Source organism: Thiomicrorhabdus sediminis, from assembly GCF_005885815.1.
Classification (GTDB): domain Bacteria; phylum Pseudomonadota; class Gammaproteobacteria; order Thiomicrospirales; family Thiomicrospiraceae; genus Thiomicrorhabdus; species Thiomicrorhabdus sediminis.
The window spans coordinates 826,561-849,749 of record NZ_CP040602.1; the positions used below are offsets into that span (position 1 = coordinate 826,561).

Annotated in this window: 25 protein-coding genes; 9 read left to right on the forward strand and 16 right to left on the reverse strand. The window is 45.3% G+C overall.

What is annotated here, in order from left to right; translation table 11 throughout:
• Window positions 1-9: 9 nt before the first annotated feature.
• The 9 genes from FE785_RS03760 to FE785_RS03800 form a co-directional block, all read right to left on the reverse strand.
• Window positions 10-1,032 carry a sodium:calcium antiporter gene (locus FE785_RS03760; RefSeq protein ID WP_138564492.1) on the reverse strand — a complete coding sequence of 341 codons (1,023 nt, stop codon included), beginning with the start codon at window positions 1,030-1,032 and terminating at the stop codon, window positions 10-12.
• A gap of 122 nt (window positions 1,033-1,154) precedes the next feature.
• A complete protein-coding gene (locus FE785_RS03765) occupies window positions 1,155-1,697 on the reverse strand; it encodes an elongation factor P hydroxylase (protein WP_138564493.1) in 543 nt (180 codons plus the stop codon).
• Between the two features lie 45 nt (window positions 1,698-1,742).
• Window positions 1,743-3,023 (reverse strand): glutamate-1-semialdehyde 2,1-aminomutase, encoded by a 1,281-nt coding sequence (gene hemL / locus FE785_RS03770; protein ID WP_138564494.1) that lies wholly within the window; start codon window positions 3,021-3,023, stop codon window positions 1,743-1,745.
• Between the two features lie 118 nt (window positions 3,024-3,141).
• Window positions 3,142-3,645 carry a TlpA family protein disulfide reductase gene (locus tag FE785_RS03775; protein ID WP_138564495.1) on the reverse strand — a complete coding sequence of 168 codons (504 nt, stop codon included), beginning with the start codon at window positions 3,643-3,645 and terminating at the stop codon, window positions 3,142-3,144.
• A 147-nt stretch (window positions 3,646-3,792) separates the two neighbouring features.
• On the reverse strand, window positions 3,793-4,458 hold the full coding sequence (gene rpiA / locus FE785_RS03780; RefSeq protein WP_138564496.1) for a ribose-5-phosphate isomerase RpiA: 666 nt from the start codon (window positions 4,456-4,458) through the stop codon (window positions 3,793-3,795).
• 213 nt (window positions 4,459-4,671) lie between these two features.
• A complete protein-coding gene (locus FE785_RS03785) occupies window positions 4,672-5,172 on the reverse strand; it encodes a hypothetical protein (RefSeq protein WP_138564497.1) in 501 nt (166 codons plus the stop codon).
• A gap of 68 nt (window positions 5,173-5,240) precedes the next feature.
• A complete protein-coding gene (locus FE785_RS03790) occupies window positions 5,241-5,747 on the reverse strand; it encodes a copper chaperone PCu(A)C (RefSeq protein ID WP_138564498.1) in 507 nt (168 codons plus the stop codon).
• A 21-nt stretch (window positions 5,748-5,768) separates the two neighbouring features.
• Window positions 5,769-6,404 carry an SCO family protein gene (locus FE785_RS03795; protein WP_138564499.1) on the reverse strand — a complete coding sequence of 212 codons (636 nt, stop codon included), beginning with the start codon at window positions 6,402-6,404 and terminating at the stop codon, window positions 5,769-5,771.
• 177 nt (window positions 6,405-6,581) lie between these two features.
• Window positions 6,582-8,597: a TonB-dependent receptor domain-containing protein gene (locus tag FE785_RS03800; RefSeq protein WP_138564500.1), complete on the reverse strand. Its 2,016-nt coding sequence runs from the start codon at window positions 8,595-8,597 to the stop codon at window positions 6,582-6,584.
• Window positions 8,598-8,902: 305 nt separating this feature from the next.
• Between FE785_RS03800 and ilvA the strand changes: the two genes are divergently transcribed.
• On the forward strand, window positions 8,903-10,435 hold the full coding sequence (ilvA, locus tag FE785_RS03805) for a threonine ammonia-lyase, biosynthetic (RefSeq protein WP_138564501.1): 1,533 nt from the start codon (window positions 8,903-8,905) through the stop codon (window positions 10,433-10,435).
• Between the two features lie 92 nt (window positions 10,436-10,527).
• On the opposite strand, the gene FE785_RS03810 is transcribed toward ilvA, so the two are convergent.
• The 5 genes from FE785_RS03810 to purM all read right to left on the reverse strand — a co-directional run bounded on the left by FE785_RS03810 (window position 10,528) and on the right by purM (window position 14,720).
• Entirely contained in the window at window positions 10,528-11,280 is a 753-nt protein-coding gene (locus tag FE785_RS03810; protein WP_138564502.1) for a DUF4395 family protein, read from the reverse strand.
• A 208-nt stretch (window positions 11,281-11,488) separates the two neighbouring features.
• Window positions 11,489-12,112 (reverse strand): dCTP deaminase, encoded by a 624-nt coding sequence (gene dcd / locus FE785_RS03815; protein WP_138564503.1) that lies wholly within the window; start codon window positions 12,110-12,112, stop codon window positions 11,489-11,491.
• The gene (locus tag FE785_RS03820) at window positions 12,109-12,876 is read right to left on the reverse strand and encodes a DUF3108 domain-containing protein (RefSeq protein WP_168188904.1); all 768 of its coding nucleotides are present in this window, start codon (window positions 12,874-12,876) and stop codon (window positions 12,109-12,111) included. The genes dcd and FE785_RS03820 overlap by 4 nt, the downstream gene beginning before the upstream one ends.
• A gap of 48 nt (window positions 12,877-12,924) precedes the next feature.
• Window positions 12,925-13,602, reverse strand: coding sequence for a phosphoribosylglycinamide formyltransferase (purN, locus tag FE785_RS03825; protein ID WP_138564505.1), 678 nt, complete (start codon window positions 13,600-13,602; stop codon window positions 12,925-12,927).
• A 68-nt stretch (window positions 13,603-13,670) separates the two neighbouring features.
• On the reverse strand, window positions 13,671-14,720 hold the full coding sequence (purM, locus tag FE785_RS03830) for a phosphoribosylformylglycinamidine cyclo-ligase (RefSeq protein WP_138564506.1): 1,050 nt from the start codon (window positions 14,718-14,720) through the stop codon (window positions 13,671-13,673).
• A gap of 223 nt (window positions 14,721-14,943) precedes the next feature.
• Between purM and FE785_RS03835 the strand changes: the two genes are divergently transcribed.
• The 8 genes from FE785_RS03835 to FE785_RS03870 all read left to right on the forward strand — a co-directional run bounded on the left by FE785_RS03835 (window position 14,944) and on the right by FE785_RS03870 (window position 21,244).
• On the forward strand, window positions 14,944-16,074 hold the full coding sequence (locus tag FE785_RS03835) for a DUF2066 domain-containing protein (protein WP_138564507.1): 1,131 nt from the start codon (window positions 14,944-14,946) through the stop codon (window positions 16,072-16,074).
• A gap of 49 nt (window positions 16,075-16,123) precedes the next feature.
• A complete protein-coding gene (hda, locus tag FE785_RS03840; RefSeq protein WP_138564508.1) occupies window positions 16,124-16,831 on the forward strand; it encodes a DnaA regulatory inactivator Hda in 708 nt (235 codons plus the stop codon).
• A 103-nt stretch (window positions 16,832-16,934) separates the two neighbouring features.
• A complete protein-coding gene (locus FE785_RS03845; RefSeq protein ID WP_138564509.1) occupies window positions 16,935-17,450 on the forward strand; it encodes a TlpA family protein disulfide reductase in 516 nt (171 codons plus the stop codon).
• Window positions 17,451-17,495: 45 nt separating this feature from the next.
• Window positions 17,496-18,035 (forward strand): thioredoxin family protein, encoded by a 540-nt coding sequence (locus FE785_RS03850; protein WP_138564510.1) that lies wholly within the window; start codon window positions 17,496-17,498, stop codon window positions 18,033-18,035.
• A gap of 26 nt (window positions 18,036-18,061) precedes the next feature.
• The gene (locus tag FE785_RS03855; RefSeq protein WP_168188905.1) at window positions 18,062-19,453 is read left to right on the forward strand and encodes a TolC family protein; all 1,392 of its coding nucleotides are present in this window, start codon (window positions 18,062-18,064) and stop codon (window positions 19,451-19,453) included.
• A gap of 22 nt (window positions 19,454-19,475) precedes the next feature.
• The gene (locus FE785_RS03860; RefSeq protein ID WP_202978321.1) at window positions 19,476-20,012 is read left to right on the forward strand and encodes an efflux RND transporter periplasmic adaptor subunit; all 537 of its coding nucleotides are present in this window, start codon (window positions 19,476-19,478) and stop codon (window positions 20,010-20,012) included.
• A 104-nt stretch (window positions 20,013-20,116) separates the two neighbouring features.
• Window positions 20,117-20,386: a hypothetical protein gene (locus FE785_RS03865; RefSeq protein ID WP_138564513.1), complete on the forward strand. Its 270-nt coding sequence runs from the start codon at window positions 20,117-20,119 to the stop codon at window positions 20,384-20,386.
• Between the two features lie 27 nt (window positions 20,387-20,413).
• Window positions 20,414-21,244 (forward strand): PilZ domain-containing protein, encoded by an 831-nt coding sequence (locus FE785_RS03870; protein WP_138564514.1) that lies wholly within the window; start codon window positions 20,414-20,416, stop codon window positions 21,242-21,244.
• A 20-nt stretch (window positions 21,245-21,264) separates the two neighbouring features.
• Here FE785_RS03870 and FE785_RS03875 read toward each other — a convergent pair whose 3' ends face one another.
• Both FE785_RS03875 and ylqF read right to left on the reverse strand, forming a co-directional pair.
• The gene (locus FE785_RS03875; RefSeq protein ID WP_138564515.1) at window positions 21,265-22,122 is read right to left on the reverse strand and encodes a 23S rRNA (adenine(2030)-N(6))-methyltransferase RlmJ; all 858 of its coding nucleotides are present in this window, start codon (window positions 22,120-22,122) and stop codon (window positions 21,265-21,267) included.
• Window positions 22,123-22,210: 88 nt separating this feature from the next.
• Window positions 22,211-23,155: a ribosome biogenesis GTPase YlqF gene (ylqF, locus tag FE785_RS03880; protein ID WP_138564516.1), complete on the reverse strand. Its 945-nt coding sequence runs from the start codon at window positions 23,153-23,155 to the stop codon at window positions 22,211-22,213.
• Window positions 23,156-23,189: the final 34 nt, after the last annotated feature.

Here is a 23,189-nt window from a genome sequence, read left to right on the forward strand (position 1 = left end):
TGCGCGCAGTCATTGAGCACCAATGAAAATCAAACTTATCGAGATAAAGTAGATGCCCAGAATAAAAGCACTTTCAAAACCGATTTTGCCAATGCCATAGGTTTCTCGGCGGACCATGCCGACAAGTAAGGTGGCTGTCATCAGAATGCTGATTAGCCCCCAAGTCATTTGCACCGGATCCATGTCATGGTAGATCGAACCTTCTCGATAACCGATGTCGGCTGCGGCGACCACCAGTATATTAAAGCAGTTAGTGCCAAATATATTGCTTACCGCCAGTGTCAAAGCGCCAATGCGTATGGCGGCGATAGTGGTGACCAACTCGGGGGTGGACGTCGCCAGCGCGGTCAGGATACCCCCAATCAGCGTTTCTGACATTCCTGTCAGATCGGCGATGTTTTTTGCCGCCTCCATCAACACCCAGCCAGCAATCCCTGTCAAAATAGCCAGAATTGTAAAAGCGATCCAAACCCTGGTTAGGTTGCCATGCTGATGTTGCTCGGGCTCGTCTGCAACGGTCTGATGGGTTTGTCTTGGAAACCACATCGGTTTGGTTTGAGCGCGATGTACCTGATGCAAACCGAACAGATAAGCCAACACGATGATCGGGGTAATCGGGTGTATGGTAAAAAAAGTGCTATCAGGGGTAAACACGCTTATTAATGGCAGGCTCAGTAAAACTATAAGCAGTCCTGCCAACATGAGGTTCACCGGAGATGCCGCGGCATGTTCGAGATTGGCTTTACGATAAAAAATATCGGCAATCCCCAAAAATACCAGGTTGATCGCCATACTTCCCATCACATTGCTCATTGCCAAATCGGCACGAGAATCGACGGCAGCGCTCAAGGTGGCGGCAAAGTCGGGTAAGGAGGTCACTCCAGCGAGCAGTAAAACGCCAAATAAGGCTTCGCCTAATCCGGTTTGGTCGGCTAAAGCATCGGCCAAGCGCGTCAACTTGATGCCAACAATAATAATCAGCAATGTCGCTATGGTAAAAATCATAATGCTGAGATGTAACGAGTCGAACATAGTCACCCTGCATATATAGACTGAAGAACTTTTTAGAACCTAACAAGCGTCATTTTGAGTCTAACACTAATTGTCGACTTTGCCAGCTAATTCAATCGCCAGTTTATGGTTGACCAGCGGTTTTAGAGTAGAAAGTCTTGTATTGATAGGCGGTAATTGCGTTGATAATGGTTGATCAAAGCCTCAGACCATTGTTGTGCATTTTTAGGCATGCCTTTGCTTAGGTAGTGATGGACTTGCGCTAAAACGGCTTGTTTAAAGCTTGTGCTTGGCTGATTATCGAGCGCGAGATTATCGGCGCTAAAATGGAATTGGTAACCCGCAGAGACAGAAAATATCCATTCCAGTGCCTGAGGTTTCACCTCGACTTTCTCAAATTCGGCTTGGCGTTCTGCCGAACGGCCGTCCGGTTCATACCAGTAACCGAAGTCCTCTAACAGACGACGTTGTTTGCCGGCAACACACCAATGGGCGATTTCATGCAAGGCACTGGCGAAAAAACCGTGGGCAAAGATAATGCGATGATGTGGATATTCATCATTGGCAGGCAGATAGACAGGTTCATCCTGACAGCAGACTAGCTCGGTATTTTCGCTGTCGATAAAGGTTTGGTTGAACAATTTGACCAGTTGGTCTGGTGTATGAGAAGTATTGGTTTGAGTCATCAGAGAAATCGCCTCCCAAGGTTGGGAGGCTGAAATGAGATTTGTTTATAAGGTTGCCATGACTTTACGTGCTGCGGCAATCGTATTTTCGATATCTTCGTCGGTGTGCTGAGAAGAGACAAAACCGGCTTCAAAAGCTGACGGCGCTAAATAAACGCCTTCATCGAGCATACCGTGGTAGAACTTTTTAAAGCGTTCCATATCGCCTTTTGCCACCTGGGCAAAACGGCTGATGTTTTTTTCCTCACTAAAGAAGAAACCGAACATGCCGCCAACCTGGTTGGTGGTGAATGGGATCTTGGCATCATCGGCTGCCGCTTGCAGGCCTTCGACCAGCTTTGTGGTTTTGGCGCTCAAGTTGTCAAAGAAACCGTCTTCACTGATCAGTTTCAAGGTGGTTAGGCCAGCAGCCATTGCCAAAGGATTACCCGATAGAGTTCCTGCCTGATAAACTGGACCTAAAGGCGCAATATGAGACATGATCTCTTTTTTGCCGCCAAAGGCACCCACCGGCATACCTCCACCGATAACTTTACCGTAAGTTGTCAAATCAGGGGTGATATTGTAAACGCCTTGCGCACCTTGCAGGCCGACACGGAAGCCGCACATGACCTCATCAAAAATCAATACCGCACCGGATTCGTCACAGACCTCACGCAGTGTCTGTAAAAAACCGTCTTCCGGTGGAATGCAGTTCATATTCCCTGCAACCGGTTCAACGATGATACAGGCAATTTGATCACCGATTTCGGCAAATACTTTACGCACTTCGTCAGAGTCATTGTGTGTTAGCGTCAGAGTTTCTTCTGCCAAAGCGGCTGGAACACCCGGTGAAGACGGTACACCTAAAGTCAAAGCGCCTGAACCGGCTTTAACCAATAGCGAATCGGAGTGACCGTGATAGCATCCTTCAAACTTAACAATCTTGTCACGACCGGTATAACCGCGAGCCAGACGAATCGCGGTCATGGTCGCTTCGGTTCCCGAGCTGACCATTCGTACCATATCCATAGAGGGAATCAGGTCACAAACCAAATCCGCCATGGTGGTTTCGATTTGAGTTGGCGCACCAAAGCTCAAACCGCGTTCAGCCTGTTCTTGAACGACCTTAACCACTTCTGGATGGGCGTGCCCTAAAATAGCCGGTCCCCATGAAGCCACGTAATCGATGTATTGCTTATCGTCGGCATCGGTCAAATATGCGCCTTTGGCAGATTTAAAAAATACCGGGTCACCGCCAACACCTTTAAAGGCACGAACAGGGGAGTTCACCCCACCAGGGATGTGTTTTTGGGCGGCGGCAAATAGATCATGTGACTGGCTCATGAAAAGTCCTCTAGGGTTGAAATGGCAATGACCATTCGGTGTTAAGTATGGAAAAAAATCGCTCGCTATTATAGCGTGAATGGCCGCTGAATTTAAGCGGCCGTTGAATGAGATGGGATTATAACTGCGGACTCATCTTTTTTATGCGTTCGGTGACATCGGCAAAATGCACTTCACCAATCTGCTTGTAGACGATCTTACCATTAGGTGCAATCAAGAAGCTCGTCGGTGTTAAAAGGATATCGCCGAAAGCTTTGGCGATTTTGCCGTCTGTATCCATGACAAATGTGAATGGGTATGGGTTGGCGGCGATAAATTTCTCTACCTGTTCAACCGGATCGTAATCCATGGATACGGTCACCAGTTCAAAGCGGTCCCCAAGTGCCTGTTTCATTTTTGCCAAATCGGGCATCTCTTTGATGCAACTTGGGCAAGATGTCGCCCAGAAGTTAACCAAAACGGGTTTCATTGGTTTATTCAATTCGATGGTTTCACCCTGTTTGGTGGTGATGCTGATTTTGGGTGCCTGCCCCAAGCCATCAGAAAATACCGTTAAATAAAGGAGAGTGCCCAGCAGGCCAATTACGAAAAGGCCGAAAACTTTGCTGCCGATGTTTTGCATTGTATTTCTCTTATTTTGTTTTATTTAATGGTTGATATTATGCCATGAGAATAAAAAAGGGTCATATCGCTATGACCCTTTTCAGCTGTTTTCAAGACTTGCTCAATAATCTTACAAATCGCAAACCTTGATAAGCTAACGATGTGCTTATTTAGCCGTTAAAGTTTCCACGCCATTGGCTGTTCCGCAAAGGAAAATATCCGCAGGACGATTGGCAAACAAGCCGTTTGTTACTACACCGACAATGCTGTTTAGTTCAGTTTCCATTGCCTTTGGATCTGTAATCTCAAGGCCGTGGATATCAAGGATGACATTACCGTTGTCTGTGGTAAAACCATCACGCAATACCGGCTCACCACCGAAACGCTTAACGATTTCACGCGCCACATAGCTGCGAGACATTGGAATGACTTCAACCGGAAGCGGGAACTTACCTAAAACATCAACCTTTTTACTGTCATCAGCAATGCAGACAAATTTATCGGCGACCGCTAAAACGATTTTTTCACGTGTCAAAGCACCGCCGCCGCCTTTGATCAGGTTTAGACCGGCATCGGCTTCATCGGCACCATCGATATAAACCGACATCTCGGCAACACTGTTTAAATCCAAAACCGGAATGCCGTGAGATTTCAGGCGCTCGGCGGTTGCTTCGGAACTGGCAACGGCACCTTCGATCTGTCCCTTGATTTTAGCAAGCTCATCAATAAAGAAGTTTGCTGTAGAACCTGTACCCACACCGATAATTGTGTCTGGAACTACATATTCGATTGCGGCTTGTGCCACTTTTTGTTTCAGTTCATCTTGTGTCATCGAATGACCCCTTATTGTTATATTGAATTTGGTGTACTTATTATATTTCTAATGAGTTTTTTTAAGCTAACCGCCGATTTTAATCAATTAACATGGAATTGTATAGCCATATTTAATGTTGCCGAGCTGACGGTTTCTGCTTGAATATGCATAGAAAAACGCCCTCAGACCGAAAAGGTGATGAGGGCGTCAAACAAATAAAATCAAGCGACTTTATTTTTTCAATGTCGGCGATTCCGCAACCTCTGGTTTCTCAGGGTAAAGCGTTGGAGGCAATACGCCTTCTTTGCGCTCATAAGCGTCAACCAGCATACCTGATTGGGAAACATAGTACATGTCCGGGTAAACATGTACCGTTTTGAATGTCATTGGACGAATCTGGCGCGAGCTTTCCTGTAGCGGTTTGCCCAGTGCCATATACATGCCACAGCGTGTCATGTTTGGCTGTACCTTGCCTTGCAAAGCATATTTGTGGTCGACTTCACTGAGTTGCGAGCGAAGATCCAGTTCTTTAATGTATTCCTGTTTTTCCGCATCGCTTTTCAAGGTGCTGTAGTCAACACAAAGTTGAATGGTCGGCACCTTGGTCAAAGGCCCTGAACGGTCGATCGCCATTTTTCCAGCCGGAGTTGAGGTGCCAAAAGCCTGAGCTTGGCCAAGTGTCACTAGGCTGAAGCCGATAACGGTAAAAGTCGATTTTAGTAGTTGTTTCATAAGCTTTTGATCCATAGCTGTCAAATTAATGGCCGACAATTCTATCAATTTTTGCCAGCCAACGCACCTTAATGATGGTGATGTTCCATAGTGTGGTCATGGTCGTGATGATTTTGATTGTTCATCATCGCTTGCATCGTTTTAACCGGTATTTGCATCGATTGTTTCTCGCCATTGGAAAACTGCAGCGTTAAGTTGATGTGATTGCCGGCTTTAAAAGCGGTCTTAGGGTTGATCAACATAATATGGAAACCGCCAGGCTGTAATAAAACCGTGCCATGACTTGGAATGTTGATATCGCTGACTTTGCGCATACGCATCACGCCATTGTCATTACTGTGAGTGTGCAGCTCGACCAGTTCAGCGGCATCCGATTCGGCACCAATCAACTTGACGGCACTTGCATTGTGGTTGCTGATTTGCATAAATGCGGCACTTGCCGGGGCTTGTGGCGGCATTTCACGAGCATAAGCGTTTTCGATTTGAATGCCTGCGGCCATGGCAATATTTTGTAGGCCTGAAAGTGTTAGCAGGGCGGCGGTTGAAAACGCTGTAAATAGTCCACGGATTTTCATAGGGGCTCCTTTAAAAGTGGATCAATCAATAGGGGTGTTTGGGGTAGTGTTGATGGCATCAAGCATCGCTTGTTTAAACTCTGCCGGTGGGGTCGCATGCGCTAATTGATGTGACAACTTACCTTGCTTATCAATCAAATACGTAAAGGCGCTGTGGTCAACCGAGTAACGTTGTGGATTTTCCGGATTAGCCACTTTTGCATAGACCACGCCATAGTTCAGGGCAATCTTTTGCAAGTCATCGTTTTTGCCGGTAATGCCAATAATATCGGCATCAAAATAATCGACATATTCCTGTAGACGTTTAACGCTGTCGCGTTCCGGATCAACCGAGATAAACAGGATTTGAACCTGTTGTTTTTGTTCATCCGTAAGGGTTTGATAGGCCGAAGCCAGGCTGCTCAAATTGGTCGGGCAGACATCCGGACAAAAGGTATAGCCAAAATAGAGCATCACAACCTGATCTTTAAAGTCGCTCAGCTTAACCGGTCCTTGTTCGCTGTTGAGGCTAAAGTCACCGCCCTTGGGGGCGTCGCTGTCGATTAGCTTGGCGTTGTTGTCTGCACTGCAAAACAGTGGGCTAAATGGCTGAAAAAGCCATAAGCTGCCGAGCAGGATTCCAAGGCTAATCACCAGAATAATTACTTTAGCGTTCATCTTTGTGTCCGTTGGCTGGATTTATTCAGTAAAGGTTTTTTTACCAGTCAGTGAGTTTGAATAGGCTGAGTGTTAAAAAGTAGATGTTATTGTAGCGGTTTAATAGTACTTTGCGAATGCCATATTATGAAGAAAATATGGCCTTGACGGCCATATTTTTAGACAGGACTCTTGAGCTTAGAATTTAGCAGAAAGTTTCGCCCAGATATTTCTACCCGGTTCATAAACCTTATAGTCTGCACCGGTGGTGGCATCGGTACGGTTCAGATAGTTCTCATAAGCATGGTCAAACAGATTGTCCACACCAGCGCTTAAGCTCACCCTTTTATTGATCTGATAGTTAGCAAACAGGTCAAGCGTATTCCAGCCGGCGGTTTCCAATTCGTTGTATAGTTCGTTCACTTCAGTCTGATCCGCAGCAAAAGTCCAGCGCATACCGGCATTCCATTTTGCTTTGCTGTAGGTTGCGCTAACCGAACCGTTGACCGGTGCGATATTGCTCAGGTTACGGTTATCGGTATCGTTGCTACCACGTGTGAAACTAATGTTTGCTTCGATATTCAAGTTTTGATTGGCTTGCCAATTAGCGGAGGTTTCAATTCCGTAAAGGGTGGCATCCTTGTTGAAGTAACCGGTGCTCTCGCCAGTAAAGTTGTAATCGGCTTGTTCAGTGCCTAAATCTCTTAAGATATAGTCGTTGACCGAATCGTAGTAAGCGGAAACAGACCAGCTATAATTAGTCAAAAATCGGCTGATGCCAATATCCAATTGGTTATGCTGTTCAGGTTTTAGATCTGGGTTACCTACCCAGCTTTTAGTGTTACCCATTGAGCCTTTTGCGATAAACAGTTCTGTTGCATCACCGGCACGGTAAGTTTGACTTAGACCGATATAGCTTTGGTAACCACTGTCGTGCTTGTTATTTAAACGTAATACGCTATTTAAATAGGTCTGATCGTTTTCGGTTGCACCCGAATAAGTATTGTATGCGTTGTTGTAAAGTTGAACAGCGCTCATAGCACCAGCAGCGACATTGGCCAAATTGGCCTTGCTATTGGCGTTTTCATAACGCAAGCCAAAAGTGACTTTTTGTGTGGCATTTAATGCGTGTTTCGCTTCGGCAAAAACAGCTCGGGTTTCGCTTTCAACGCCAGGCCACATGTACCACTGGCTAACACCTGCATTAGTCAGGTCGGAGAATTTATCAATACCTTCCAGTTGCAGGCCATAATCGAACTGGGTTTGCCCCGCTACAGAGGTCAATTGCAATTTAGCGCCGCGAGTGGTCGCTTCCGTGGTATTGACCATCGCCGGATTGGTTTTTCCGACCATGATGTGATCGACATGTGATAGATAAATATCGGCCTCGACTTCGTCAATTGAATTGTTTAATTTATAACCGTTGTAGCTTAAACGAGTTGTATCGCCATCAGATAAAGGCGAGTTCATGCTCGCACCTTCATATAAAGCGTTATCGGTACGACTGTTTTCATAAGAGAGTTTCAGTTCATGCTGATCTGATGGGGTTAACCCGACATCAATGCGTGCCTGGTTTGTGTCGTAGCTGGATTCGATCTCGTTGCCATCGCCGTCAAAATAGTTATCTGCCGCTTTTTGTGATGCCTGCAGCACGATATAGCCATCATTGCCGCCAGCAGCTATTTCGCCATTAAGCTCGCGTTTTAAGCCGTTGCTGCCGGTACCCATCTCTATTTTTCCTTGATAGGCTTTATCATCACTGAATGTTGGTGTTGAGCGTTCAAGTAAAACCGTACCGCCGGTTCCGCCTGAACCATAAAGTACCGATTCAACGCCTTTTACCACGGTAATGTTATCAAAGCTGCTCAGCTCAGCATAAGACGTTGGGGGATCCATGCGGTTAGGGCAGGCGCCTTCGATTTTCGCGCCGTCTAGAATGACGTTTAACTGGCTCGCCGATTGACCACGAATAAATAGATCAACGCCATGACCACCCATGCGCGATGCTTCAATACCCGGCAATTGACGCAGTGTGCTACCGGTTTCGCTATTGCCGCCCGTTAGCGCTTCGGTGCTTTGATTGATCGTTTGTTCATCGGTTGCGGTTGAAGAAATCTCAACGGTAGAGAGTGCTGTGGCTTCGGCATGAACGGTTAAAGGGGATAGGGCAAGACTGCTTAATATCGCTAGGGTCAAAGGTTTTGGCTGGAACATTTGTTTCTCTTTTGTTTTTTAATATAAGTAATTGCTAATTTTGCGATATTGTATGGAGTTTTATTGACGAGAAAATGAAGACAAGTGTAACAATGCGGGGTGTAGCTTGTATGAATACTGAGGAAAAGATTGAGGAAGTTTTGATTAGATGATGTACATCAATTTTATGGCGTTGACTTGCTTTGTTCGGTGATAAAGCAAGGCGGTGCTATAATGGCGAAAATTTTTAGTTTATGGTCTAGGAATTGTCAGGTTTGGCTGTTAAGGTGTGCCGATAATTTCAGTGAGATTGAGTAGGAAAAGGAATGCCTGAAGAAATATTGCGCAGAGTGTTAACCGTACCTGTGTACGACGTAGCCGTTGAAACGCCGTTAGAGGTGGCGCCGTTACTTTCAAAACGCATGCAGAACCAAGTCTGGTTTAAGCGTGAAGATTTGCAGCCTGTGTTTTCTTTTAAGTTGCGCGGTGCCTATAACCGTATGCGCAACCTGACTGATGAACAAAAAGCCGCTGGTGTGATTGCCGCTTCTGCAGGAAACCATGCTCAAGGAGTGGCTTTGGCCGCCTCTAAAATGGGCATTGAAGCGACCATTGTTATGCCTAAAACCACACCGCCTATTAAGGTGAACGCGGTGATTCGTCTCGGTGGCAAGGTAGATTTGCAAGGTGATTCTTTTGATGAAGCCTCTATTTACGCAAAAAAACTCGCTGAAGATAAAAGTCTGACATTTATTCATCCTTATGATGATTTGGATGTGATTGCCGGACAAGGCACGATTGCTTTGGAGATGTTACGCCAGAAAAGTAAGCCGTTTGATGTGATATTCGTTTGTGTTGGCGGCGGCGGTTTGATCGCCGGTATTGCTGCGGTCATTAAACAAGTTAGCCCACATACCAGAATTATCGGTGTGGAAGCTGAAGAAGCAGCATGTTTAACCGAGGCTTTAAAGGCCGGTGAGCGTGTTAAGTTGGCTCAGGTAGGTCTGTTTGCCGATGGTGCGGCGGTAGCTCAGGTTGGTGAAGAACCTTTCAGAATCGCGCAGACTTGTGTCGATGAAATGGTCACGGTCAGTACCGATGAAATCTGCGCGGCGATTAAGGATATTTTTGAAGATACGCGCGCCATTGCCGAGCCGGCTGGGGCTTTGTCGGTTGCCGGTATGAAAAAGTTTGTTGAACAGTATGGCCTGACCGGTAAAGAAATGGCTTGTATTGTCAGTGGCGCGAATATGAACTTTGATCGTTTGCGTCATATTTCCGAAAGAACCGAGCTCGGTGAAAAACGTGAGGCCATTTTTGCGGTCACCATTGATGAAACGCCGGGAAGTTTCAAACAGTTCTGTGAATTGTTAGGTTCGCGTCGCGCCATTACCGAATTCAATTATCGCTATTCGGATGACCGCGATGCGGTTGTCTTTGTTGGGGTTCGTACCGAAGCCGGAAAGGCGGAAAAAGAAGCCATCATCAATGAGTTGCATAAGCACGACTATGCGGTGCAGGACATGAGCGAAAACGAGATGGCGAAATTGCACTTGCGTCATATGGTGGGTGGTCATGCTAATGGTATTGAAAACGAGCTGCTGTATCGTTTTGAATTTCCGGAAAGACCCGGCGCTTTGCTGAATTTCTTAATGCGTATGAGTAAAGAGTGGAATATCAGCCTGTTCCATTACCGTAATCATGGTGCGGCTTATGGGCGTGTTTTGGTCGGTGTTCAAGTGCCGCCTGAACAGCATGGCGATTTCCAGGATTATCTGAAAGGTTTGGGCTATCCGTATTTCAATGAGCAGGATAACCCGGGTTACAAACTATTCTTAAAACCTCAGGCTAAGAAATAAGCTCAAGTCTTTCTAGTTTGAGCGCATAAAAAGCCATTGTAAGAAAATTTCTTCAGTGGCTTTTTTATTATCTTTTGTAATATCTGTATCGCTTACGCCGGTTTTTGGTCATCGCTGCTTTGTTGTTGCTGGCGTTCTTGATGTTTACGTGCGATTTCATCCCAGTCGATATTGCCGCAAGCTTCACAAGGTTCGTCCAAGATTCTTAACTTAACCAGTAGCGCATGAATCTGGCAGCCGACACAGAAACCAAGAATTGCTTCCAGCCACATAAAACCGATACACACCCATACCAAGGTCATGGGTATCCAAAAAGGCATATAGTTGACGGTTTCCGGAAGTAGAGTCGAGCCATAGATGGCGTTGACCCAGCTAGCGAACACCTCAGGGTTGAAAAATACCAGACAGACGCTGATTAAAATGGCACCGATGGTCCAAGCAAAACGTTTTGGTAACAAAGGTTTCCAAACGGCAGGCTTATTGTACGCTAAAAAGGCCGAAATCCAGATGGTAGGGGACAGCCATGAAGTGGTCTTGAACATGCTGACAATCATTTCAAACAAAGCATAGAACAGCACAATGGTTTGCAATGAGTATTCATAGGTGCGCTTGATAGCTTCGACCTGGTAGATAATATTGCCGTCCCAATCGGTGTCATAGCTGTCTACTGCGGTATTACCGTCGACTAGCCAGGAGCTGGTAAAGCCGACATCGAATAGAGTTAATCCCATATAAAGCGGAATCAACAATAACATTCCGGCACGAATACGCACAGCCGTTTCGTTGATAAAAGGGGTAGCCTCGTTAATATCTCTAAACCAGAGATTTTTGAATATTTCGCGCATGTTCACTCCTGGAAGTTCTATCGCTTATTTATAGTAAAGACCGGCAGAGTATGGTATTTGTTTCGTATCGGGTCAATTCAGAATAATTGATTGCCCAATATAAATTAGTTTTATCTAATATAAGAGGTGCCTGTTATAAGGCTTTAAAATGAGAGGGTTTTTCGAGTTGACCCGCAACGAGAAGCTGCGGGTTTTATTAAGAAGTGTCTTATTGTGCGTTAAGCAGGTCTAATTGACGCTCTTGAAGTTTTTGATCTTCGTTGATGCGGCTTGCGGTAGGGCCAGATTGGTTTTTATATTTTGCATCGGCACGCTTGTTATAAGGTTTCTCTGCGGCGCTGGATAAGGTTTCAAAATTGATTGCACAGATATCCATTCCCGGGCGCAATGCCAATGGCAATTTGCCGCTATTGAAGATCTCCAATACGATTTGTCCCTGCCAGCCTGGATCAATACGGTGAGCGGTAACGTGTACCATCAAGCCCAAACGAGCCAGACTGGAACGGCCATCAAGCCAACCTACCAAATCATCAGGAATCGTCACAGACTCCATGGTCGCTGCTAAGGCGAGTTCGCCCGGGTGTAAAAAGAAGGCGTCATTTTCACCGATATGGATCTCATCACCCATCACCGTGTCCATTATGCGCTGCATCTCTTCCTTTTCACCGCTCAGGTCAATATAGGGTGCCGTGTGGTCATTGAATACACGAAAACGATTATCCAGACGTAAATCTACGCTGATACCTTTAATTTTGTCTTCTGATGGTTGTGGGTGAATCCCAATTTTGCCAACTTTTAGGTATTGGACAATGTCTTTATCGCTCAGTTTCATAGTGGTTTCGGAGGCTCCGCTAATGATAGGGTAAGGGTTTTGTTTTCCTGGTTTTTTATACGAACTTTACCGGGAAAATAGTTAAATTCGGGTAGTAACCAAAGTTCAATATCTGCTTTCGGGCTGACAAAATGGTATTTTACGGCATCCATATTATCTTCGCCAAAATCTAATGCAATCCTTGCGTTATTGTTTTTCGACTGCAGCTTCAGTTCGGTCTGAAAATTAGGGTCAATTAAAACAAAGTGATCCAGTGATTGTCGGTTGAGTTTGGCATGCCAGACGGCATAGCCAATTGATAGGGCATCGAACATCTTTTCTTTGACAGGCCATTGTTTGTTTTTTTGTGGGCAAACAACTGTGTCCTGATTGAGTTTCAGTTCGGTGATTTTTTGGGTTTTTGTGCCGTTTTTTTCGCTAAAACCGACTTTGCGATAACCTTGCCAAAGCAGCTGCTTTTCACTTTGTTTAAAGCTGACGGTTTCCAATGAAGAGTCAGTAAAAAACAAAGCGGCCAATCCTGATGGCTTGGCATCGCTGATTAAAAAGCAGTTCTCTTGCTTGCATTGCCATTGATGTTTGGCAATACCCAAATTCATGCCCATCGCTTCAACATGGAACTTGGCTTGAAAATCCTGGATGCTTTGCGCTGCGGCTTGATGTTGAAACAGCATCAGCGCGCTGAAAAGCAAACCGGGCATAAGGTTGCTGATGCTTGGTCGGATATTTGAGTGATGTGTTCTTGCCGAGGTGAATAAATCCATTACAGACTCCGTTGAACTGAAACCTTTGTTATTCACTATCAGCATAACTTAAATATCGGCGTTAAACTCGACAGGAGTCTGAAGACAGTTTTGATCGAGCCAAGCATGGTTATCCTTGAGGCTTAAGCGATCTTCAACAAACCACTGTACTACCTGAGGATAGGCGAGATGCTCCAGGCGATGTACTTTTTCGGCAAGACTGTCGGCGCTGTCATCGGCTCCGATTTCAAGCTTGGCCTGCAAAATCACCGGGCCGCCATCAAGTTCCGGGGTGACAAAATGAATACTTAAACCATGTTCTTTGTCGCCGGCTTCAATCGCTCTGGTATGGGTGTTGAGTCCGGTATATTTAGGCAGTAATGATGGGTGGATATTCAACATTCTGCCCAGGTAATGACGGGTAAAGTCCTGAGTCAGAATACGCATAAAACCAGCCAGTACAACCAAGTCAATTTGATGGCTGTCGATCAGTTTTTGCAGTTCTGCATCAAAGGCTTCACGGCTATCAAATTCGGTGTGGTCAATAACCTTTTGCTCGATATGGGCATCGGCGGCGCGTTTTAAACCGAACGCTTGCGGACGATTGCTGATAACGATGGCTATCTCGTACAGTTCGGCATGCTGTTGCTGATGATCAATAATCGCTTGAAGATTAGAACCGTTACCGGAAATCAAAACGGCGATACGTTTTTTACGATAGTCTGAAGAAGAGGATAATGTTGGCATAGTAAAACTAATAAACGCTAAATTAAATGTAAAAGGGCTTGCAGGTTATGGCCTGCAAGCCTATCAAATTAAGCTTGAACCAGTTTTACAGATGGTTTTTCTTGGTCAGACGATTCAATTTGACCAATGACTGATACCTGTTCACCAGCAGCCGTTAATAACTCGATGGCTGTATCCTTGTCGGCTTCATCGACAACGATGACCATTCCGATACCGCAGTTTAGGGTACGGTGCATTTCTTCATATTCGACATTACCTTGCTCCTGTAGCCAGTCGAATACCGCAGGGCGCTGCCAGCTATTGGTATTGATGGTTGCCGAGGTATTGTTTGGCATAACGCGCGGCAGGTTTTCCAACAGGCCGCCGCCGGTAATGTGTGACAAGGCGTGAATATCGATTTGCTTCATCAGCTCTAGCAGCGGCTTGACATAGATTTTTGTCGGGGCCATCAGGGCGTCGATCAAAGGTTGTCCATCCATGTCCATATTTAAGTCGGCATTGCTGACTTCAAGGATTTTACGAATCAAAGAGTAACCGTTAGAGTGAGGTCCTGTTGAAGAAAGCCCCAGCATAATATCGCCGGCTTTGACTTTAGTCCCGTCAATCAAGTCAGACTTTTCCACAATTCCGACACAGAAACCGGCTAGGTCATAATCGCCTTGTGGATACATACCAGGCATTTCAGCTGTTTCACCACCAATCAATGCACAACCTGATTGCAGGCACCCCTCACCGATTCCTTTGACCACATCGGTAGCGACATTCAAGTCCAGTTTACCGGTTGCATAGTAATCTAGGAAAAACAGTGGCTCAGCACCCTGTACGATTAGGTCGTTAACACACATTGCCACCAAGTCGATACCTACCTGATCGTGTTTACCACTATCAATCGCTAAGCGTAACTTGGTTCCAACGCCGTCAGTACCCGAAACCAAAAGCGGGTTTTTGTATTTGCCCATATCCAATTCGAACAAGGCACCAAAACCACCCAGGGACGCAGGCACTTCAGGACGAGTTGTCGCTTTGGCAATAGGTTTGATGGCATCGACAAGGGCATTACCGGCATCGATATCAACGCCAGCATCTTTATAGCTAATAGATTGTGTATTGGTTGTCATAATCTCTAAATTCTGTACAGGTTTAAGATAAGGGAGTCGGTCAGAGAGAACTATCCATTTTGTAGAAAACACAAAATTTTTGATAGAGGTTCAACTTTAGGGTATGGTCTGACTCCGTTCAGGTTGAATGAAACCTTGAAAAAAGCTGACCTTTTACGCAAAAGTCTACACTGACTTAAACAAAAAATATTATGATATTGTAACGAAATTTTAAGAGCCTTATATGAGAAGTTTTCAGCTATTCAGTGTAATTTTGTCATTCTTTCTGCTTGTACCCAGTTCACAAGCCAATTCTGCCGTGATTCCCACCGAATTTTTCACCGTTACTCTGCCTTATGGTGATAGTGTCGATACCGCGGCGAAAGTGCCTTTAGACGGCTATGCGCAGAAAGCCATGCCGGTTTTGCTGATGCGTTTGACCGGACGCAGTGAGTTGTTGGACTCCAAGCTAGGGCAAACCTACATTAATCAGGCTAAAAAATGGTTGGCGAGTTATTACATTAAGCCACGTCTAGAAGATGGTGTTGTGGTTGGGCAGAATATCGCATTACGTTTTGATGCCAATCGCTTAAAACAGGCTTTTCAGCAGCAGCATATCAAGTTGCTGAGCGCGGCGCAACGTCCGCCAACTTTGGTGATGGGGGCGTTTATCCAGCAAGGACGTCTACAAAAGTTAACCGAAGAAACCTTGCGTTATCGTATTGATGTCGATTTCAGGGATTATCCACAGGCTTTGAAACTGCCGATTAAGGTGCCGGATTCGGCCAACCATTGGATCTATCCAGTCGATGCCAGTAATAACTTGAGCAAGGTTCAAGAAGCGATGATTCGTGAGAGTCAGCAAAACCTGTTAAGTTTCAAGTTGCAAAGTAGCAATGGTCAATATCAATTGGACTGGCGTTTATTCGCCTTAAATGGCGATACCCTGAGTTCCGGGTCAAGCAAGGGAGCGGAAAGAAGCGTTCTTTATCAAATCATGTTTAATGATGCGATGCAGCAGTATGCCAAAATCACTGCGGTTGAAACCTTACAGAAAAACCATATCTGGTTGCAGGTCAATCAAATCGGTTTCGGAGAACAGCTCAAAATGCTGGAAAAAGACCTGTTGGCGCAACAGCCGTTAATCACTCATGTTATGTTAAAACAGGTGTCCGCAGGACAGCTGAATTTTGATATCGAGTATCAGGGTGAATACCAGTCGTTAATCAACTGGTTGCAAAGCTGGAGTAAAGTTGAAATCATCAATAGTGATCCGGCGGCGCAAAAAATCGAAGTGAACGCCAAGGTCGCCGCTTTTATTGAAGAGCCCGAAACCTCTCTGTCGATTGAACAAGACAGCGCCTCTCAGCAGTAGTCGTAGGTTTATCAAATTCGCGTAAATTATCACGCTTTAAGGAAATTACATGTTTGTGCAGATGCCTTTAAAAATTGGACTTCGTTCGGAAGCCTGTTTCGCCACCTTTGTTACGGAGCAGGAGTCGGTAGCGTTTGCATTGAATAACCTGCAGAAAAGTCTTAAAAGCGGGGGCGGCTCCTTTTATATGTTCGGCAATAGCGGCGTGGGTAAAACCCATTTATTGCAAGCGGCTTGTCGATTCATTACCGAGCACGATAAAACCAGCGTCTATTTACCTCTGAGCGATGATTCCTTGCCACTGATTCCCGATGTGTTGATCGGCTTGGAGCAGACCCCGCTGGTTTGTTTGGACGATGTCGATACCATTATCGGTAACAGTAAATGGGAGTTGGCTTTGGCTAACCTATTGGTCAAATCAAGCGTGCAAGGCCATAGCGTGATCCTCTCTGGTAAAAAATCGATCAGTGAGTGGTCTATAGCCACTCAGGAATTGATGAAAGCCCTGATTAATGTGCTACCGATTGAGATTGCACCTTTGACCGATAAGGATGAATTAATCAGTGCTTTAACGCGCCATAGTTCAAGGTTGGGATTCGAACTGACCAAAGAGGTGGGCAACTATTTGATCAAACAGTTCTCCAATGATTTGCAAGAGTTATTGGCTGTGCTGAAAATGCTTGAACAGGCCAGTCTGGTGGAAAAACACCGGCTGACCTTGCCATTTGTGAAAAAAATCCTCAACCAGAACGGCTGACAGAAAAACGCCGATTTTAGGTCTATAGCGAATAATCGAAAAAAATAAACAAACAATTAATAGCTGAAAGGCTTTGTGATTGATGAAAAGAAAGGGAAACGAAATGACTAAGCAAACTACATCAGATGTCCTGTCGAATTTACGAACACTTGTGTTGAGCGTTTTGTTGTTACTGGCTTTTGGAGCTCAGGCGGCGGATGAAGACATTAAATTTGTCGATTTACAAGGCAATGAAAGTACTCTGGCCGACTATAAAGGTAAGTGGGTAATTGTTAATCTTTGGGCAACCTGGTGTCCGCCTTGTCTGGTTGAGATTCCTGATTTGGTGATGTTTCAGGAAGAGAACAAAGAGCGTGCTGTGGTGTTGGGCGTAAACTACGAAAACATCGAAGCCGATAAGGTAAAAACCTTCGCTGAATCACAAATGATCAATTACCCGGTTGTTAAGTTCCCGGGGCGCGTAGACGGCCGTACTTCTCCATTTGGCGATGTTCGCGGACTGCCAACTACCTATATGGTAACGCCTGAAGGTAAGGTTGTTGCCGCGCGTACCGGAATGGTCGATCAAAAAATGCTGGAAGATTTTATTAGTAAGTTTGCGCAAATGACGGCAAAATAGTAAAGGTCGATTAACTGAAAAACTTGAGTTCATTAGGAGTGATGAATGAGTAAAAACCTAAATCCAATCAAAGCGATCAGTTTGAGTTGTTTGATGGCGCTAAGTGCTTTTCTGACGACCAACACCATGGCGGCCGAAAGTTTCTTTATGGAAACTTTTGGTAACTACCAGGAAGAGTTGGAGGTTGCTAAAGAGGACGGTAAGAAAGGGGTTTTTGTTTTTTATCATATGGACGAATGTCCGTTTTGCCATCGTATGAAAACGACGATTATGACCGAACCGGATGTGATCAAGCTTTTCCGTGATAACTTTCTGACCCTGCAACATGATATTGAAGGCAGTAATGAGATTACCGACTTCGATGGTCAAGTCGCCACCGCCCAAGAATTGGCGGAAAAGAAATACCGCGTTCGCGCCACACCGGTCATGATGATTTTCGGTTTGGATGGCAAGCCTGTATTGCGTTATACCGGGCCAACGCGCACTAAAGAAGAGTTTAAATGGTTAGCCGAATATGTGATTGATGGCAGTTATCAAACCATGTCATTCACCAAATACAAGCGCCAGCGTAAGCAAGCCAAATAATGCCTTTAAAATCAAGAGAGTCACTGATGCTAAACGGTTTTCAACGCCCATCTCTAAAGACGACCATCTTATTGTGCGCCGGTTTATTTAATTCACCTCTGCTTTTGGCGCAAAACGCTAGCGCTCCGGCCGAAGGTGAGATAGTTCAGGCAGCACAGCAATCCGCTCCGGTTTCATTACCTGTTTCATTACCTAACCCCTTAAGTCTAGAGGCCTTATTAGCTGACTATGCTCAGCTTTCGCCAAATATCAGGGCGCAACAGGCGATGCTAGAGATTAGCGAAGCTAACGGAAGCCTCAATGAATCGGTTAACAATTGGCAATTGGCGCTACAAGGACGTCTGGGGTATCGCGAGTTTAAAGAGCGCAGTGAGCCCAATCATCGTTTGGTATTGCATGTCGGTAAGGTGTTCTATGATTTTGGTCGTTTTGCGGCACAGGCACAAAGTGATGCCCTGATTTTGTCGCAACGCCAGCTTGAGTTACAACAGGTTGAGAATCTGCAGAAGTTGCAAGTGATTAAAGCTTATTTCAATGCGTTGTTATCCGATTTCCAATACCGCGTCGATAACGAGGCCATGGCCATCGAATATGTCGGTTTTGATAAGTTAAAAGAGCGTCATGCCATTGGTCAGGCCTCAGACGTCGACTTATTGGCCGGTGAGCAGCTTTATCAAAAAGCTTTGGTGAAACGTATGCAGTCGGAGCAGGCTCAGCTTAAAACCCGTGTCGAGTTGGCCAATACCATCGGTTTGCCGCAAGCGCGTCCGGATGAGCTGGTCTTTCCTAAACTTGACGCTTTCAAACAACGTCAGCTGGGCGATATGAGTCTAGCTGCTCTACAGCAACAGGTTTTAGAAAAGAATCCACAAATGCAAGCGTTGCAACAGGCCTACCAGGCTTTGCAGTTTGATTTGCAAAAGGCTCAAAACCTGGACTCGCCAACCTTGCGTGGCGATGCATGGGCGGGGCAGTTAGACAGTTATCCTCAGTTAAGAGAAGGCAGCTGGAAAGCACAGATCAGTATTGATGTGCCTTTGTATGATGGTGGTAATAGTCGTGCCGGGCAGAAGTTGATTCAGGCAAAAATGAATCAGATGCAAGCCAATATGCAACTGCTCGCTCAGCAACTGCGTGCCGAGGTTGCGGATGTTTATTTTCAAATCAAATTATTGGATGCGGAGCAGAAACAACATAAGTTATTTGGCGACTATGCCGATCTTTATCTCGATTTCAGTCGCGCTCTCTATGAAAACGAGTCGGCAACCGACTTAGGGGACTCTATGGTGCGTCTTTCAGAAGCTAATTACAATATGGTTGAATGGCAGTTCAAACAGGCTCTTTTATGGCTTGAACTGGATTATTTAGCCGGTAAAGCTCCAAATTTAAATTCAGCCGAAGTGATTGCGGCTCAATAGTTGTATGGGTAAAGGAACTGCTATGCAAAACTCTTCACAGCAAAACACATTGAATTATAGGCTTTCTTTTTTGGCGCTATCGGCACTGTTGCTCAGCAGTGTTTGGCAAACCGCCAGTGCCAATAACACGGTACGCATCGGCGCATTGGTAAGTGGACAGGTAAGTAAACTTTACGTTGATAACGGCCAGCAAGTCAAAAAAGGCGACAAGCTTGTCGATATCGACGCGCAACGTTATCAGGCAAAAAAGGCTTTATTGCAATCGCAGCTGAAAGTGGCTCAACTGCAATTTGACGATGCGCAGATCGAATATGATCAAGCGCTCGACCTGTATGACCGTACCGTGACTTCAAAACGTTCTTTCGATGCCGCCAAACTTCAATACGAATTAGCCAAGGCCGGCCTAGAAAAGGCTAAAGCGGAGTTACAGCACCATCTGGCTTGGCAGAAGTACGTTTATATCAAAGCGCCGATTGACGGCACTGTCACCAAGGTTTTTATTGCCCCGGGCACAACGGTATTTAAAGAAAATGAACCGTTAATTGAGTTGAAACCGTAAACTCGATTGCGAGGAGTGTTAGCGCTAATTTTTGATTTCGCTACAAATAGAGCTAAAATAATTAAAGACTTTCAGTTTTTACAGGATAACCTTAAGGGACAAGCATGTTAGCAACCCGCATCAAATATGCAATGAAATACTGGCGTTTGGCCATTCATCTGCTATTTAAAACCAAGCATTTCGGTGTCAATAACCTATGGTGGGCGCAACAGCCTTCAGCTATCGGCTGGCATTGGTATCAGATTTTATGGGGGGTATTGACCATCTTGCCTATCTTGCGCAATTACCAGTCTTTAAAGGTGCGCAGCTGCTTGGGTTGGTTACCGGAAGCGGATTGTCTGGCATTAGGTTTTAAAGGGAAAACGTCACCTTAATTCAGCGGCTGTAAAGGAGCAATAATAATGATTCAAATGGATTTAGAACAACGCCAATCGGCACGTTTTTCACGCCCGTTTGAAGTCACTAATAATGAAGATATTGCCTTTTCAGATCCGTTCGAAGGTAATGATGTCAATCTTACCGGTTTGAGTTTTTGGGTTGATGATGCCGATTTCTTCTTGCCAGGTCAGATTGTCAGTTTGCGTATCAAAAACAGTGATTCTGAGGAAATCTATTGCCTCGAAGGGGTTGAGGTTGTCCATCAGCGTCAGGTAGATAACCGCGTTCTTTGCGGTTGTCATATTACTCAGGTTACCAGCGATCAGCTACTTGCCCATCACCGTATTGTCATGACCGACCAAAACACCGCGTTGATTTCCATGCAAGCAACGGATTTAAGCGAATTTGATTTCCTTGAGGACGGTTCGCAAATGTCTTCTGATGAGGCCGATTACCAAGAAGCGAGTATGGCTTTGAATCTGGCGGTATCACAGCTTAAATCTAGCCGTCATTGGGGCTCTGAGCTTTTAAAAGATATCGAGGATACATTGCATTGCGCACAGAATTCTATGGTGGATGCCAGTGAAATCGAGCGTTTGCTGCAGCAGTTTTCCCACTATTATCAACATATGAGCGATACCACTATCGCACTGGGAATGCTAGCCAAGCTGTTAGCCCATACTCCGAATAATCCGGATGACAAGCAAGCCTGGCAACGTTTAATAGCGGATTTTGAATCACGTTTTTTAACCGAACAGCAACAAATTGCCTATGACTTCATGCATCAAGGTATGAGTGCTGAAGAGGCCTTACAGCTGGCCGAACGTTATTTGAATGAATCTTTTCAGCAGTAAGTCTGCGCGATCATCTTAAATCACTCTTCGACAAGCTGTTCACAGCGATAAAAACCTTCTTTACCGGCTAGTTGAGTGCTCAGCCAGGGAAGTGCCTGCTGTGCAGCTTTCATCAAGGTCCAAGGCGGGTTAATAACAATCATTCCGCTTGAATTCATGCCTTTATCTTCGTCTTTGCCGATACCCAGTTCAAAAAGCTGAATGTTTTTTACGCCGCTATCCTTAAACTGTTGTTCAAGCAAGTCGATCTGTTTGCGATTGACGACCGGATACCATAGCGCATAGGTGCCAGTACTGAATTTTTTATGAGCTTTGATAAAAGCATCCAGTGCGGTTTGGTAATCGGTTTTCACTTCATAGGGCGGATCCATCAGGATATAACCTCGACGCTCCTTTGGAGGTAACTGGCTGTTACAGCCATGAAACCCGTCTTTTTGAAAAACCTTAATCCGACGGTCGTTGGCAAAATTCTGACTTAGCGTCTTGAATTCTCGAGGATGCAGTTCAAATAAATTAAGACGATCATGTTCGCGCAGCAGATGCTGGGCAAACCAAGGTGAGCCTGGGTAATGGCTGAGTTCATCACTATTATTGAATTGCTGGATCAATTCAAGATATTGCTGCACCAGTTCAGGGGCTTGCTCGAATGCGTTGCGATCTTGGCTCAGGTGCCAAAGTTTGCCAATACCGTTTTGGTACTCTTTGTTTTTTTGCGCTTCGGAGGCAAATAAAGAAAAAGCGCCGACACCGCTATGGGTATCGAGATAAAACATCGGTTTGGGTTTGCTGGTTAGGTAATCAAGAATGTAAGCACTGATACTGTGTTTCAGCACATCGGCAAAATTACCGGCGTGAAATGAATGCAGGTAGCTGAGCATGGTTTCTCCCATCGAGACAGTTGGCAATGACCGATAGAGAGCAATGCGATTCGTAAAGCTCAGCTAAAGACAATGTTTGGCTGTAGTATTAACGTTTATTCTTTTTGTGACGTTTACGGCGTGCTTTTTTCGCTTCTTCGCGGAGGCGTTTCTTTTCTTCTTTTTGTTCACGCTGTTTTTCTACAATCAGTAGTTCTTGTTGCATCATCTGCGGGGTTTCTAAAGTTAAGGCGCCCAGCGTATTATCACGATACTCCATTACCAATAAGCGCGAGACTTTTTCCAAGTCGACCATGCCGCCAGAGCGTAGACAGCCACGTTTTCTACCAATCTCGTCAAGCAGTTCTATGTCAGTTGCCGGTAGCTCATCGAGTTGAAAACGTTTTTTCAAGGCTTCAGGGTAGGCATGCAACAGGTATTCTGCGGCATAGCTGGCAATATCCGGCAACTCAAAAGCGGTTTCTTTAATGCCGCCGGTAATCGCCAAACGGTAGCCGCTGTTTTCATTTTCGATATTCGGCCAGAGCATTCCCGGTGTATCAATCAGGGTGATGTTGTCTTCTAACTTGATGCGTTGTTGGTGTTTGGTGACCGCCGGTTCGTTACCGGTTTTGGCGATGGTCTTGCCGGTAATGTGGTTAATCAAAGTGGATTTACCGACATTGGGAATGCCGATGATCAGCGCATGAATGGTTTTTACCGTTCCGATTTTTTCAGCCGCTAAGGATTTGATTAAATCAATCAGCTGTTGGCGTTTGTCGGATTGACCGGCGCTAAAAGCCAGAGTCCTAACCGATGATTCGGCTTCTAAATAGGTTTGCCATTCGGCGGTTTTGTCAGCATCGGCCAGATCGCATTTACTGAGAATCTTAATGGTCGGCTTATCTTTGCGAATCTCTTCGATCAGCGGATTTGTACTGCTGTAGGGGATACGTGCATCAAGAACTTCGATAAAAACATCGACCTGATTGAAAATCTCGCGCACTTCTTTCTGAGCTTTGTGCATATGTCCCGGAAACCACTGAATTGCCATTATTTGCCATTAACCACTTTGTCAAAATCTTGTA